General features: G+C 63.3%; 11 protein-coding genes. 2 read left to right on the top strand and 9 right to left on the bottom strand.

The window, feature by feature from the left end; translation table 11 throughout:
* Nucleotides 1-108 precede the first annotated feature (108 nt).
* A complete protein-coding gene (locus tag AC0L2C_RS13855; protein ID WP_287237462.1) occupies nt 109-1365 on the top strand; it encodes a flavin-containing monooxygenase in 1257 nt (418 codons plus the stop codon).
* A 60-nt stretch (nt 1366-1425) separates the two neighbouring features.
* On the opposite strand, the gene AC0L2C_RS13850 is transcribed toward AC0L2C_RS13855, so the two are convergent.
* The 8 genes from AC0L2C_RS13850 to AC0L2C_RS13815 all read right to left on the bottom strand — a co-directional run bounded on the left by AC0L2C_RS13850 (nt 1426) and on the right by AC0L2C_RS13815 (nt 10044).
* Nucleotides 1426-2535, bottom strand: coding sequence for a hypothetical protein (locus AC0L2C_RS13850; protein WP_473523583.1), 1110 nt, complete (start codon nt 2533-2535; stop codon nt 1426-1428).
* A gap of 264 nt (nt 2536-2799) precedes the next feature.
* Nucleotides 2800-3585, bottom strand: a complete 786-nt coding sequence (locus AC0L2C_RS13845; protein WP_031254617.1) for an SDR family oxidoreductase — start codon at nt 3583-3585, stop codon at nt 2800-2802.
* Nucleotides 3586-3598: 13 nt separating this feature from the next.
* Complete coding sequence (locus tag AC0L2C_RS13840; protein ID WP_287237467.1) at nt 3599-4594, bottom strand: ABC transporter permease; 996 nt, start codon at nt 4592-4594, stop codon at nt 3599-3601.
* 150 nt (nt 4595-4744) lie between these two features.
* The gene (locus AC0L2C_RS13835; protein ID WP_023798316.1) at nt 4745-5785 is read right to left on the bottom strand and encodes a sugar ABC transporter substrate-binding protein; all 1041 of its coding nucleotides are present in this window, start codon (nt 5783-5785) and stop codon (nt 4745-4747) included.
* Nucleotides 5786-5825: 40 nt separating this feature from the next.
* A complete protein-coding gene (locus AC0L2C_RS13830) occupies nt 5826-6590 on the bottom strand; it encodes an ATP-binding cassette domain-containing protein (protein ID WP_287237469.1) in 765 nt (254 codons plus the stop codon).
* A 38-nt stretch (nt 6591-6628) separates the two neighbouring features.
* Nucleotides 6629-7795, bottom strand: coding sequence for an ROK family transcriptional regulator (locus tag AC0L2C_RS13825; protein WP_287237471.1), 1167 nt, complete (start codon nt 7793-7795; stop codon nt 6629-6631).
* A gap of 320 nt (nt 7796-8115) precedes the next feature.
* On the bottom strand, nt 8116-9405 hold the full coding sequence (locus AC0L2C_RS13820; RefSeq protein ID WP_473523582.1) for a M23 family metallopeptidase: 1290 nt from the start codon (nt 9403-9405) through the stop codon (nt 8116-8118).
* A gap of 171 nt (nt 9406-9576) precedes the next feature.
* Nucleotides 9577-10044, bottom strand: coding sequence for a peroxiredoxin (locus AC0L2C_RS13815; RefSeq protein ID WP_287171936.1), 468 nt, complete (start codon nt 10042-10044; stop codon nt 9577-9579).
* Nucleotides 10045-10139: 95 nt separating this feature from the next.
* Between AC0L2C_RS13815 and AC0L2C_RS13810 the strand changes: the two genes are divergently transcribed.
* The gene (locus AC0L2C_RS13810) at nt 10140-13514 is read left to right on the top strand and encodes a hypothetical protein (RefSeq protein ID WP_473523581.1); all 3375 of its coding nucleotides are present in this window, start codon (nt 10140-10142) and stop codon (nt 13512-13514) included.
* A gap of 191 nt (nt 13515-13705) precedes the next feature.
* Here the strand turns inward: AC0L2C_RS13810 and AC0L2C_RS13805 are convergent, their stop codons facing one another.
* A complete protein-coding gene (locus AC0L2C_RS13805) occupies nt 13706-15436 on the bottom strand; it encodes an adenylate/guanylate cyclase domain-containing protein (protein ID WP_023798310.1) in 1731 nt (576 codons plus the stop codon).
* Nucleotides 15437-15492: the final 56 nt, after the last annotated feature.

Here is a 15492-nt window from a genome sequence, read left to right as displayed (position 1 = left end):
CCTGTCCGTCTTGAATGCGCTCGGCCAGCCGGACGGAAATCGGCGGTGCTGGACTAGTTGCCGTGGACAAGGCTTAATGCTGCGCGGCGAGATTGCCGGGGGGCGATTATGAGATCACCGCAGCAAATGACCGATGGCGGCGATGTTCTCGATGCTGTCGTCATCGGGGCCGGCTGGGCCGGCCTGGGTGTCAGCTATTGGCTGGCGCGACGGGGGCTGCGCCACAGCGTATTGGAGCGGGGCCGCATAGGAGAGACCTGGCGCACACAGCGATGGGACTTATTTCGGATGAATACTCCCAACGTGCAGACCGTCATGCCGGGCGATTGCTATGACGGTCCGGATCCGGATGGTGCCCTGACGCGCGATCAGTTCGTCACTCTCCTTGAGGATTTCGCCGGGCGCAACGCGCTGCCGATCGAACCGGATACTGCGGTAAGCGAACTCACGCACGAGAATGGCGCCTATCGGCTGACCACCTCACACGGCACGCGTTGGGCGCGCAATGTGATCGTCGCAAGCGGCAGCCTGAATTGTCCGGTGCGCCCGGTCTGGGCCGCCGCGTTGTCGCCCGCTCTCCGCCAGATCGACGCTTCCGGCTACCGCAGCGCTGCCGATCTGCCCGATGGAGCGGTGCTGGTGGTCGGAAGCGGCCAATCGGGTGCCCAGATCGCGGAGGAATTGGCGGACGCGGGTCAAACGGTCTTCCTTGCGACCAGTCGTGTCGGACGGCTTCCACGGCGCTACCGGGGCCGCGACATCATGGTCTGGCTGCTCGAAAGCGGGTTTCTCGACGTGCGCCGGGAGGAGGTCATTCGACTTGCGGGACGCATCCCGCCGCGTGGCGTGCTCGGGTCGACGCGTACGATAAGCCTTCAGGCGCTGAGCGCGCAGGGTGTCGTGCTGCTTGGGCGTCTCACCGGCATCGAGGATGCCGGCAGCCTCTCGTTTGCCGACGATCTCGAAGCGAATGCCCGCTTTGCGGATGAAGCCTCCGAAAATGTCAGACGCCATGTCGACGACTATATCAGCCGCATGGGGATCGATGCACCGGTTGCGGAGCCCGACCCGGCGGAGACGGTCGCGATGCGTCAGCCGAACCCGACGATCGGTTCGCTCGATCTCTCCCGCTCCGGCGTAACGAGCGTGGTGTGGTGCACGGGCTTTAAGGGCGATTTCAGTTGGATGAGGCTTCCCGGTGCGCTCGACAGCGCGGGACAGCCTGTTCACGCGGATGGCGTGGCCGCCCTGCCGGGCCTTTACTTCGCAGGGCTGGACTTCGCCTCCACACGCAAGTCAGGCATCATCCTGGCGATCGCCGAGGAAGCACCTCGCCTTGTCGAACATATCGCAGGGCATTCGTGACCGACTTTGGCATAGTCAACAAGCTCCTGACAGCTGAGCGAAGGCAAAGGCCTGAACGCTTCAGGTGAAGTGACCCAGCCGGCTCCACTGCTCGCCCGCAAGCCCGTTCAGGAAAGCTTGCGAGTTCTTCATGGCATCCAGAAGCTCTGGATCGCGTGAATGCACCACGGTCGAGGCAACGGTCAGGAAAGCGATGCGTCGCCCAAGCATTGCTTCCAGAAGTGCGGGTTGAATGCGTCCGCGCAGGCCGCTGACGCCGCGTACGGCGGCATCATCGATCAGGCAGTCGATGACGGAACCCGCTTGGCCGGGGAGGGCGAGGATCTGCAGCACGCGGCCGATGTCACCCGCCTGCGCGTGATAGGCGAATGCGCCGACATTGGTGCCGACCGGCGATGCCACGGAAACGTAGACAAGCTCGCCCAGATCCGGCCTTTGTGCCGCATCGGTCAGCATATGATCAAGCTGGCCTTCCGCCCAACTCGGGCGCAGGGCGAACTGGGCGGTCAACGGTTCGACGAGCCTGGCAAATGCGTCGCTGTCGATTTGGGATGTCCGAAAAGCGCCATGACCTGCCCCGTCCGCCGCCACCCCGGACCAGCGTCGTTCGCTGGACTTCATTTGCCGGCAATAAAACCGGTCGATTGCATGCGCAAACGGATTGAGCATTCGGACAGATTTCATGCGACTGGCGGAAAGGCTGAGCACAAAGCTCGACGGCCGCATCACGCGCACCCAGTCGAGACTGTATTGCGGCAGGACAACGCCGCGCAACCGGGTCCACAATTTTGTGGAAATATCGTTGGCGGTCTCGCTGAACGAGATATCCTGCGGACCATCCAGATAAGCCTTCAACAAGCGGGCGCCGGCCATCGGGTCGCGCTCATGATCCTCGACCATGAGCGAGCTGCAGATGGCGGCGCGTAATTGCCGGCCGTTGAATTGCATCGGCAACACGTGAACGCCGACGAACCCGGAGACGCGGCCGGCGTCGTTGACATGGACAAGCGACCGGAGATCGCCTCCGCAACCCGGCGCCTCCAGATAAAACCGTCTCATATAGTCGATGAGCGCGGACGGCGCTTCGGTCCGCTCCTTGCGCAGCACAAGTTGAAACATGCCTGCGACTGCCGGAACATCGGCACTTTCCAGGGCGCGAATGACGCTCAAGCCCGGCTCCCGGCACCGGAGTCCCCGCGTTTCCAGACCATGGCAAGGCCCGGCTCCCCATTGGCCATCGCCGCGAACGGCAACTGCCCGCAGCTATGCAATCTACAATTGCACTCGCTCCGGTGGTGGTCGAAAGGAGAGCTGTAACGCTGCGGCAAGGCAGACCCTTTGCTTGATCATGAAAACGAGCGTCGTTGCTGTTACCAGCTTCGGGTAAACCGATGTTGAAGTATTGGGCGGCGAATCGAGTTTATCGGGCGCGGATCATGGCGGAAGCAGCCGGAAGTCCTTGCCTTCGGGCAGCAGCTGCCCGCCATCGACGATGATGGTCGTGCCGGTGATGTAGCTGGCGTCGTCCGAAGCCAGGAACAGGAAGGCATTGGCCACGTCGCGCGGGCTGCCGAGGCGGCCGAGCGGGATGGAGTCCTCCATGTTCTTGATATAGGCGGCGCCGCGATGCAGCTGGATGGCTTCGGTGAGGATGTTGCCGGGCTCGACGCCGTTGACGGTGATGCCGTAGCCCGAGAATTCGAGAGCGGCCGAACGGATCAGGCCGTTGATGCCGGCCTTGGTCGCCGAATAGTGGCCGTGACCGGGGCTGGTGACGTGCGGGCCGGTGATCGAGGAGGTGAACAGCATGCGGCCAAAGTGCTGCGCCTTCATCGGAACGAGCGCGGCCCGGGCGGCATTGAAGCTGCCGCGCAAATTGACCGCCATGACACGGTCCCAATCCTCCGGGCTGGTGTTTTCCAGCAATTGCCAGGGATAGATGCCGGCATTCTGGACCATGATGTCGAGACGGCCGTGATGGTCGAGCGCCAGTGCTACGGCGGCCTCGGCATCGGCCATCTGCGAGATGTCGGTGCGGATGAAGGCAGCGCCGACTTCGTCCGCGGCCGCTTGCCCGGCTTCGACCTCGGTATCCGCCAGCACCAGCTTGGCGCCTTCTTCGGCAAAGCGCTGTGCGATGCCCTTGCCGATGCCGCGGGCGCCGCCGACGATCAGCGCGACCTTGTCCGAAAGTCTTCCGATCTGTGGACGCCCGGTCATGCCAGCCCCCCTCTCATGCCAGTCTTTGGCGGATGGTTTGCTTGAACGCGTCGAGCAGCACGGCGGCAAGCACCAGCAGGCCATGGATCACCTGGGTGAAGTTGGCCGGCAGGCCCATGAGGTTGATCGCCGTGTTGATGGCCGACAACAACAGCACGCCGGCATAGACGCCGGGCAGGGTGCCGACGCCACCCTTAAGGCTGACGCCGCCGATGACGACGGCGGCGAAGGCGTTGAACAGCAGGCCGACGCCGAGGTTGGCGGTGGCGCCGGAGGTGCGGATCGCCAGCAGCCAGCCGGCAAGGCCGGCGATGGCGCCGGCGAGAACGAAGGCGATGACGAGGTTGCGGTTGACGCGGATGCCGGCGCGGAAGGTTGCGGTCTCGTTGCCGCCGATCATGACCAAGTGCCTGCCGAAGGGGGTCTTGGCCATGATCAGCGAGAAGACCACGAAACACGCAATCGCGATCCAGGCGGTGAGCGGCAGGCCAAGCAGGCGCTGAATGCCGAACCAGCGGATTGCTGGCGCAAGGTCCTGTGCCGAGCGGCCGCCGGAAATGACCAGCACGAGGCCGCGCACCCAGATGTAGGACGCCAGCGTGATGATGAAGGCACTCATCTTCACCTTGACGACCAGGTAGCCGTTGACGGCGCCGATGATGCTGCCGACAGCAAGGGCGATCAGCAGCGAAACCGGAACCATCAGCCATTCCGGGTGCAATTGAACGCCAAGGCCGATACCTGCCGAGCAGAACAGGATGCCGACCGCCATGGCACTGAGCGCCGCCACGGATTCGACCGACAGGTCCATGTGACCGGTGATGATGACCAGCGCCAGGCCGATCGACATGACGCCAAGCACGCTCGACGCCTCGATGATGTTGGCGAAGATGCCGAGCTGGAAATAGTTCGGAATGGAGATGGAGAAGACCACCAGCACGAAGACCAGCATGAACCAGACGAGGTTGTTGAGGACGAACTCGAGGGCGCGGCGCGTGCGGGGATTCATATGCTGATCCGGCTGGCGCATGACCCCGAAACCAATTCGATTTTAGGGATCACGCGCGGATTGAAAAACTTCTGCAGCTTGACTTGCGCGTCGTTCGAACGTGCCGGCTGAGCTCCGGGCCGGCGCGGCCCGGAGCCTTGGGCGACTTTGCTACTCGACCGGCTTCACGGTGCCCGAGGGCGGCTTCATGTTGCCCCAGAAGGCCGGGTTGTCGACGTTTTCCTTGGTGATCGCAGCGCCGGGGATCTTGATGTTCGGTCCCCAGGCTTCAATCGTCACGGCCGACTTCAGGCCGAGCACATCGTACTCGCCCGGCTTGATCTCCTGCTTGTTGACGACCTTGTCCATGAACATGGCGACGGCGGCGGCCTGAGCGTAGAGCGGCTGCTCGACTTCGACGTTGAGCCAGCCCTTGCGGATCAGGTCGAGGCCGACCGGCGCGCCGTTCGAGCTCATCAGCATGACGTCGCCCGGTTTCTTGCCGGCGGCCTCGAGCGAGGCGACGGCAGCGACCGAGAGATGCGCGGCGTGACTGAAGATCAGGTCGATATCCGGGTTGGCGAGCATCTGGTCGTTGACGATGGTTCCGGCTGCATCCGCCGCCCATTGCATGGCCGGAACCGAGATGATCTTGACGTCCGGGAACGCCTTCATCTTCTCCTCGAAACCCTTCTGGATGTCGAGCGTGTAGGGGTCGCCAGGATCGCCAAGCACCTGGAGGATCTTGCCTTTCACCGATCCATGCTTCGCCTTCAAAAGCTTCTCGGCCTGATCGGCGGCAATCTGGCCGATCTCGACCGTTCCCGCCACCGAGGTGAAATCGGATGGCGTCGAGGTGATCTGGCGATCGAACTCGACAACCGGGATGCCGGCGGCGCGGGCGGCCTCGATCGACGGCTTCAACGCATTGAAATCGACGGCGGCAAGAATGATCGCCGACGGCTTGAGCGCAATGACGTCGTTCATCTGCGATTGCTGAGCGTCGGTCTTGTTGTCGGCGTTCAGCGTCTTCATCTCGTAGCCGACCTGCTTCAGGAACATCTCCAGAGCGCTCACCGAGCCGGTCTGGAATTCGTCGAGCAATGTCGGCACCAGGTAGTAGACGGTGCCCTTGGACTGGGCGAATGCCGGCGTGAGCGTGGCAAAGGCCAGTGCCAGGATACCGAAGACGGAAAGAAGTATTTTCTTCATGTCGTTCGCTCCTCTTGCGCCGGACCCCTCATTTTGTCCCTCAGCCTGCCGGTCCGGCACCGGCGAGCGTCTCTCCGGTGATCATGTCGATCACCGCGTCGGGACTTGTCTTGTTGCGCGCGACATCGCCGGCCACGACGCCTTGCCGGATCACCACGATCCGGTCGGCGACCTGGAAGGCCTGCTGCATGATATGGGTGATGATGACGACGCCGATGCCTTGCCTCGCCACCTGGCGGATCATGTCGAGGCCGCGCCGCGTCTGCTCGACACCGAGTGCTGCGAACGGCTCGTCGAGAAGCACGAGCTTGCCGCCAAAATGCACGAATCGATTGAGTTCGATGGCCTGCCGCTGGCCGCCCGAGAGATGCTCGACATTGGTTCTGAGCGAAGGGATGCGGGTGCCGGCGCTGGCCAAGGCCTTTTCGACCACCTGCTCCATGGCCGGTTCGTCGAGCACGCGAACGCCAAGGAATTTCCTGGTGATCTCGCGGCCCATGAAGAAATTGGCCACCACGTCGACATTGGTGCAAAGCGAGAGGTCCTGGTAGACGGTCTCGATCCCAGCCGCCTTGGCCTCGGCGGGAGATTTGGCGAGGAATTCCTTGCCCTCGAACAGCATGCGGCCGGAGGTCGGCTCCAGGCCGCCGGCGATGATCTTGACCAGCGTCGATTTGCCGGCGCCATTGTCGCCCAGAAGCGCCACCACCTCGCCTTTGCCGATCGAGAAGCTGATGCCCTTGAGCGCTTCGATCGCGCCAAAATTCTTGGTGACATTGTCGAGCACCAGCAGGGGTTGGCTCATGCCAGGCTGAGCTCCGCTCATGCCAGGCTGAGCTCCGCTCATGCCGCGATCCCCTTGCCTTGCAGTATATCTCGCCCGCGTTCGCGCTCGGCGGTGAATATCTGGCCGAAGCGCGGCGAAAGCACGCCTGAGACGGCAAGTGCGGCGGCCCCGCGCAGCACCGCATGCTGGCCGCCGCGTGCGACGGTGACACGCGGCGCCGTGCGGTCGCTTCGCGCCGAGATCGAGTTGGCAAGCCTGGCAGCCGAACCGGCCAGCCGTTCAAGCAGATCGGTGGACGCCAGTCCGCCGAGGATGATGGTTTCGGGATCGAACAGGTTCTCGACGATGGTGATGGCGTTGCGGAAGATCGGCCCGACTTCGTCAACCCAATCGGCGTCGCTGATGTTCCGGCGCTGCAGCGCCTCGAGCGAGAGGTATCGTTCGAGGCAGCCGCGATTGCCGCAGGGGCACGGCGCGCCGCCCGGCACGACAGGGATGTGCCCGATTTCGCCGGCATTTCCCCAGGCGCCGCGTAGCGCGCTTCCGTCATGGACCATGACGCCGCCAAGACCGACACCGAAATAAAGATAGTAGTATTCGGAATACCCGATCCCGAGGCCATAGAGGCGCTCGCCCATTGCCGCGGCCGCCATATCGGTCTCGAAAAACGCGGGCAGCCCGGTCGAGGCCTCCAGCCGTTCCCGAAGCGCCACGTCCTTCCAGCCGGTCATCGTCGTCGGGCCGACAAAGCTCATCGACTCCACGCCGAAAGGGCCGGGCAGCGCCATGCCGATGCCGAGAACGCGACCGCCCGGCCGCAGTCCGGTCAATTCAAGCACCATCGCGCCGATCAGATCGAAGGCATGGTCGGGCGTTGCGTTGGGGGCCTCGCGGTAGGCGCTCTCGATCACGTCGCCGCTCAAATTGATCAGCGCGGCATTGATACCCAGCGGAGTGACGTGGATGCCGACGGCATAGCCGCCCTCCGGGTTGATCCGCAGGGTCGCCGGAGGCAGCCCGCGCCCTCGCGGCTCTTCGCGCATCGACAGAACGTAGCCGTGTTCTTCCAGCTCGCGAACGATGGTCGAGACCGTTTGAACGGTGAGCCCGACCCGCTTGGCAATGTCGCCGCGGGCGATCGGACCGTGAAGGCGGATGGACTCAAGGACGATACGCCTGTTGTAAGGCCGCCCAAACTCCTGATTGGTCCCCCGCAGTGCCATGTCTTGCATCCCTGGGAGACAAGAGGGTGGCACCGAATATTTATTCAGTCAAATGGAATTCAAAAAGAATCCGGCGTTCCTTCGCGCCCCCCTCTGTCCTGCCGGACATCTCCCCCACAAGGGGGGAGATTGGCAGCTTCGGCGACAGTGCCCTTTCTTGAATGTTGAAAATTGGCGAAGGCCGAGGGGACGGCCAATCTCCCCCCTTGTGGGGGGAGATGTCCGGCAGGACAGAGGGGGGCGCTGTCCCGCCAGCATCGAAAAGGTCCTGCACCGACGTCCGAAAAGCCTACGACGTGCCAGATGCACCCCTGCAGCCACTAAAGATACCGCGCGACCTTCTTGCCGACCCTCAGGAAGCGCAGCGGGTCGATGGCCTCGCCATGGTGGCGGATCTCGTAATGCAGATGTGGGCCGGTCGAGCGGCCGCTGCTGCCGGTCTTGCCGATGACGTCGCCGGCATTGAGCCGCTTGCCGACGGTCACGTCGATTTTGCTGAGATGCCCATAGCGCGTCGCAAAGCCATTGCCATGGTCGACCTCGACCATGCGGCCGTAGCCGCCGTTCCAGCCGGCCTTGACGACGACGCCGGGCGCCGTGACCTTGGCAGGCATTCCGGTCGGCGCCCTGAAATCCATCCCCGAATGCAGCGCGGCGGTGCCGAGGAGCGGATCGGGGCGCACGCCGAACGGGCTGGTGACCGAGCGGCCGGGCGCGGGGTTGGCGAGCGGCAGCCGTCGCGCCTCCGTCTTCAGCCGGTCGAGCGCGTCCAGCGCCTCGTCGAGTTCCCTTACCTTGCTGTCGAACGTCATCGAACTGTCGAGTGGTATCAGCGGACCGCCGGCATCGCTCTTGCCGAAATCGCCGTCGACCGGCAGGCCCGCCGCGTCGAGCGCCTGAGAAATCGCATCGGCGTTTTTGTAGGCGTTGTCGGCAAGCGTGGCGATGCGGGTGAGCTGCTGGCTCTCTATGGCCTTGAGCGCGGCGTTGATCGACACGAACAGCCTGTCGGCACGATCGGCCGCCGTGTCACTCGGCAGCGGATCGGAGCGGGTCGACCACAGCGAGAACGGCCTGGTGTCACCAGCGCCAAGGTTGGCGCCGGCGCTGGCAACCGCATAGGCCGGCGGCTGGGCGTCGGTCACCTCGGCGCGTCTATCCGGCATGGCGGACGCAGCCGGGCCTGCGGCAGGCGGCGTTCCGACGTCGCTCTCGGCGCGTTCGAGGAGTGGGCCGAGGCGGCCATGGCGCAGGCTGAGCTGGGTCTGTCGTTCCAGCAACTCGCCAACTTTGGTTTCCATGAGCTGCTGGTCGAGCAGCTGACGGCTGGTGATCCGGTCGACCTGGGCGCGCAGTGCGGAGATGCGGTCCTCATAGGCCTGCTGCATGCGCGCCTGCCGTGCCGTGGTCGCGCCGATCAGGTCGTCGCGCAGCACGAGATAGGAGGTCGCCAGCAGATAGCCTATCGCCATCGCCGCCAGCGCCGAGCCGCAAAATGCGGCAAGCCATGGCCGTATGGTGAAATGCCTGATCTCGTTGCCCCGGGCGATAATGACCGTGTGGGGCTCATTGCGCCTGCCAAAGACCGTTGACTGACTGGCTACGTTCACAGGACCAAGCTTTCGTTACGACACCAACGACAAGCCCGATTACACATCATTAAGGTTAACGGTCGGTTGCTGGCGCCCAGCTTGCAGCCCATGGGTTGCAGCCGGATTGCTTCGGCGCCCGTGCTTCACACGGTTCAGGCCACAGCCGAAATTGACGTCCCGAAATCGACGTCAAAGCGCGCGCACGGCCTCCAGCACCGCCTCGACATGGCCTTTGACGCGAACGTTTCGCCAGATCCGGGCGATCCGTCCGTCGCTGCCGATCAGGAACGTTGCGCGCTCGACGCCCATATAGCGGCGGCCATAGAGCTGCTTCTCGACCCACAGATGATAGGCTTCGATCACCTTGCGCTCCTCGTCGGCGACGAGGTCGACGGTCAGATCGTATTTCGACTTGAATTTGTCGTGTTTTCGGACACTGTCCGGCGACAGGCCGATCACGACAGCGCCGAGCTTTTCGAATTCTGGCTTCAACTGCGAAAAGCCGATCGCCTCATTGGTGCAGCCGGTGGTGTCGTCCTGCGGATAGAAGTAAAGCACGACCGGCTTTCCCCGCAATGACGCGAGGCTGAGCGATCCGCCGCCGTCGCGGGGAAGGTCGAACTGCGGCGCAACGTCGCCGACGTCGAGATCAGCCATATCGATGCCCTTGTTTGTGGTTACGCGCGAAGCCTCATCGATATATTGTCGCACCGGGAGTCGTCCACGGTCGAGTTCGCTCAACGGAAAATTGTGTGGATCAGGAGCAGCCGCAGCACGAGAAGATCAGATTCAGGCGTGATGAAATCACCGACCTGGGGGCCTTCCCGTCCGCGTGCCGCATACCGCCGCTCGGCCAGGGCCGCGGCGTTGGTATTCTTGCGCGGCTGTTTGCCGGCCTTTTGGCCCTTGTGCTGCTGGCCACCGCCGCTGTCTATGCGATCGGCATGTCCGGCTTCGGCACCGAGCGGCTGCGGGCCGAGGCGGAAACGGCCATCGAGAAATTGGCCGGCGTCGACCTCGACGTCGCGGTCGGGCCGGCCCGTCTCACGCTCGACGGATCAAGCTTCATTGCGCTGCAGGTCAGCGACGTCAGCCTCAAGACCGCCGACGGCAAGCCGCTGGCCGATGCCGGGCGTGTCCGCTTCGGCGTAAGGCTGATACCGCTGCTTTCGGGCGAGCTGCGGCTTACCAGCGCCAGGATCTCCGACGCGCGCATCGTGATGTCGGCGCTGCCGTCGGGTGGCGACTGGACGGCGGCGCTGCGCAATGATGACGGCCTCATCGATCCGGACAGGCTGGCCGGCACGGTCTTTGCCAGCATCGGTCACGCGCTCGATGCGGTGCGCGAGGAGCAGATGCGCCGGATCGAGCTGCGCAATGTCGACCTCGTTCAGCCCGAGGCCGGGTTGGTCAAACTGGTCAGGATCGCGGATGCTACCGTTGCGCAGTCGGGGCCGGGCGGCATGGAGTTTTCATCCGACGCGGCCGTCGACGGCAGGGCACTCACCATCGCCGCCTCAGCCAGCCGCGATACGACGACGCGGCGCGTGACGGCGTTGGATGCCAGCGTCGAGATAGCGCAGCTTGACCAGGCTGCGGCAGCGCCGGGCGGGACGCTTGGCGCGATTGCCTTGAAGCTGGCGGGATCGGAAGGATCCGGCGAGAACGCGTCGCAGCTGACGGCCTCGTTGTCGTTCGCCGGTGCCGTGCTCGATCTTGGCACGCGTGGCTCGCTTCCAGCCGACGTCGATCTCGCTGCGACGCTTGTCGCCGGCGCCAACAAGCTCCAGGTGGACCGGCTGCAAGTGAGGACCGGTCGCTCGACATTCGAGTTCGCCGGTTCGATCGGGCCGAAGCCGGCGACTGGAACAGCGGGCGAGGAGCCGTCCTATCGCTACGACCTGACCAGCGACGGCTCGACGCTGGCGCCTTCGGAATCCTCCGAACCTGCGCTCGATTTCATCGCCCGGGTGGCCGGCGTCTACCAGACCCGCAGCCGCAAGCTCGTGGCCGAGCAGATCGGGATCAGATCCGGGTCCGCCAGCGAGGCGCTGGGCACGGCTTCTATCGAGTTCGCCAGGGGAAAGGTGCCGGGCATATCTGTAGCCTTCAACGTCCACGACATGCCGGTCTCGCATGTGAAGCAGTTGTGGCCCTGGTTTTCGGCGCGAAACGCTCGCCTGTGGGTGCTGAAAAACCTGTTCGGCGGCCGCGTCGTCGACGCCAGCCTGCAGTTCCAGGTCGTGCCCGGGCGCCTTGGCAACGGCATCCCGCTTTCATCGGATGAGATATTCGGCCGGTTCCAGGTCGAAGGATCGCGATTCGATACGGCCGGTCGCATTCCGCCGATACGCGATGCCGTCGGCGTCGTCGAATTCCACGGTAATGACGTCGACATCGCCTTGTCCTCGGGCAGCGTCTATATGGCCAGCGGCCGCACGGTGGCGGCAAGCAACGGCACGATGACGATCAAGGCGGCGAACCGCCCGCCGGTGATCGGCGCGCTCGATATCGATGTTGCCGGGGAGGCGTCCGCAATCGCCGAGCTCGCCTCCTACGAGCCGATCAATGCCATGCGCCATGTCGGCCTGCTGCCGGACGACCTGTCCGGCACGGTGACCGGCCACGTCAAGGCGGATATTCCGCTGCAGTCAGGCGTCGACAGCTCGAAACTCGATTGGCTGGTGACGCTCGATTACAAAGACCTTTCGCTGGGCAAGCCGTTCGAAGACCAGACGGTGACGGACGCGGATGGTTCGATCACGGTCGAACGCGAGAAGGCTGTGATATCGGCCAAGGCGCTGCTCAACGGCATTCCAGCCGAACTCGACCTGATCGAGCCGCTCAGGGACGGCGGACCGCCACGCAGCCGGAAAGTGGCGCTGATGCTCGACGACAAGATACGTGCCGCCGCCATGCCTGGCCTGTCGGAACTGCTTTCCGGAACCGTCAAGGTTGAGATCGACAAGAGCGGCACGGGCAACCAGACTGTTTCGGCGGACCTGACCAATGCCAGGCTGGACATTCCCTGGGCAGGCTGGAGCAAGGGCCCCGGCATTCCAGCCAATGTCACATTTGCCATGGCCAAATCCGGCGACACCACGACGCTGTCCGACTTCGACCTGGATGGAAAGACCTTTTCGATCGATGGCGGCGTGGTGCTGGTCAAAGGCGCCCTGTCCTCAGCGCGGTTCAGCAACGTCAAGCTGAACCGGGGAGACAACGTTGCCGTTTCGGTGAAACGATCGGGCAAGGGCTACGCGATCGACATCAGCGGCAGCGCGCTGGACGCGCGCTCGCTGATCAAGCAATTCACGTCCGATGTCGACACCGCCACCAAGGCCACGGGCTCCGACGCGATTTCGGTCAGCGCCGACGTCAATTCGCTGACCGGCTTCCACAACGAGACGCTGTCGAACCTGAAGCTCGACTACAGCGCCGCCGGCTCGAGGGTGAATGGGCTCAAGGTGAGCGCCACGGCAAGTTCGGGTGCTGCCATCAGCATCAGCAATACGACCGGCGCCGGCAAGCGCGCCCTCAACGTGCGGTCGGCCGACGCCGGCGCAATCCTGCGGTTCCTCAACATCTACGAGCATATGGAGGGCGGCTCGATCACCCTGGCGCTCGCCGGGGCAAGCGATGGGCCGATGAAGGGCCAGGTCGACTCGCATGATTTCTTCGTGGTCAACGAGCCGAAACTCGCCTCGCTCGTATCGACGACGCCGGCCGGCGACAGCCGCAGCCTCAACGAAGCCGTCAAAGCCAATATCGACACGTCGAGAGTGAAGTTCGAGCGCGGCTTTTCCGAGATCGAAAAGGGCGCCGGCTATCTGAAGCTGGCCAATGGCGTGCTGCGCGGCCCGCGCATCGGCACCACCTTCCAGGGCACGCTCTATGACCGGAACAACAACATGGACATGACCGGCACCTTCATGCCGGTCTACGGCATCAATCGCATCTTTGGCGAACTGCCGCTGTTCGGCGCGTTGCTCGGCAATGGCCGTGATCGCGGGCTGATCGGCGTGACTTACCGGCTCAGGGGCAATGCCAACAAGCCCAAACTGGACGTCAATCCGCTGTCGGTGATCGCGCCCGGAATTTTCAGGTCGATCTTCGAGTACCGGTAAGGTCAAAACCCAATCGCTTAGAGACCGAGTCTTGACATGGCCGGACTCTGGCTCGCCCCGGCCGAATTCACGCCCATGACCCCTGGACGGAGCCGCTCGCGCGCCAGTGCCGCGCGAGCGGCTTCGTCCTTGGGTGGGGGCCGGTCTTTTTGCCTGTCCCCGATTGGATCCGGTTCGTAGTCACCGGCTGGCTACAGGTTGGCAATACCGGCTTTCAGCAGTCCCTCGCGGACGTGCTGCACATCAGACTTCTGGGCATAGTGCAGGGTGGCGATAAATGAATCGAGGTCGAACTGGGGATCGAGCGTTTTGATCTTGCGCAGATGCGCCGCGGCCGCGATTTCGTCGCCGAGCCAGCCGTAGCAGGCAGCGGCGAAAGCGTGCTGAACCGAGTCCATGGTTGACAAATGCATGAAAGCTTCGATCGCCTCGCCATACTGGCGCGCGGCGAAATGCGCCTTTCCCAGATGGCTCCAGAACCTCTCCGGGTGGTGCGGGTTCAACTGCATTGCCTTGCGGATCCATTCAATTCCCTCTTCCGGCCTTCCCAGCCACGTCAACAACTCGCCTTGCTGCACCACCACGAGGTCGTAGTTGGGATTGAGGGCGAGGGCGCGCTCTTGATGGTAGCGCGCTGTGGTCAGCTCATTGTTGTTCACGTTCACGGCGGCGAGGATGCGGTGGACATCGGCATCGTTGTCGTCCAGCGCCAGCGCCCTGTCCAGCGCTGCCAAGATGTCGTTCCAGACGGCATCCCTGTCTTTGCACCAGTTATGGACCCAGGCCTGGCCAAGAATGCAGGCGCGCCAGGCATGGGCATGGGCATAATCGGGGTCGAGCGCGACGGCCCTGCCTATCAAGGTTTGCGCGCGTTCATTATCCTCAATCGTGCCTCGGTGATGCAGCACCTTGGCAGCAAGAACACATTCATACGCGGCCATGTTTGCAGGTTTCGCCCGCGCGAGCTGGTCCCGCTGAGCCGCCTCGACACGACCGGGCAGCGTGGCTGCGATCGCCGCGGTTACCTCATCCTGAATCGCGAATATGTCGTCCAGCTTCCGGTCATATTTGTCTGCCCAAATATGAGCGTCATTCGCCGTGTCGATGAGCTGAACCGTCACGCGCACCCTGTTGCCGATCTTGCGAACGCTTCCCTCCACCAGGTATTGGACGTCGAGTTTCTCGGCCACCTCGCGCACATTCACGGCGCGGTTCTTGTAGACGAAGCTGGAATTGCGCGAGATGACGAACAGTTCATGATGGCGGGATAGTTCGGTGATGATGTCCTCGGTCAGTCCGTCCGCGAAAAATTCCTGCTCGGGGTCGCCGCTCATGTTGTTGAATGGCAGCACCACTATCGAAGGTTTCGAGATGGATCGCTTTGCCTCGACTTCTGGCAGGACATGACTGTCAAACCCAACGCGATAGAGGCGAACCGGGCGGCTGATGTTCTTTAACGTCTTCTCGCCCAAATCCTCCATGGCAATTTCGAGACGGTCGGCAATTTGGGTCGCCACCGCTGCGGTCACGCAGATACCGCCGACGTCGGCGAGTTGCTCGATGCGCGAGGCAATGTTGACGCCGTCGCCAAAAATGTCCTCATCGTCGAAAATGATGTCGCCGAGATTTATGCCGATCCTGAATTCGATACGCCGTTCTTGCGGCACATCCGAATTGCGCCGTTTCATGCGCTGTTGGATTTCCACGGCGCATTTCACGGCATCGGTCACGCTCTGGAACTCAACGAGCATGCCGTCTCCGGTGGTCTTGATGATCCGGCCCTTGTTCTTCGCGATGGCGGGATCGACCAGTTCTATGCGATGGGTCCGAAGGCGTGCGAGCGTGCCGGATTCGTCGGCCTCCATTAGCCGACTGTAGCCCGCCATATCGGCAGCCAGAATTGCGGCTAGTCTCTGTTCCATCGCCTGAACCAAAAACCAAGCCTATCCTTCCTGGGCTGCCAAATCCAGCAATTTGG

The sequence above is a fragment of the Mesorhizobium sp. WSM4845 genome (assembly GCF_055811455.1).
Note: the sequence above shows the minus strand (reverse complement) of the source record. Positions and strands in the feature narration are given on the sequence as shown.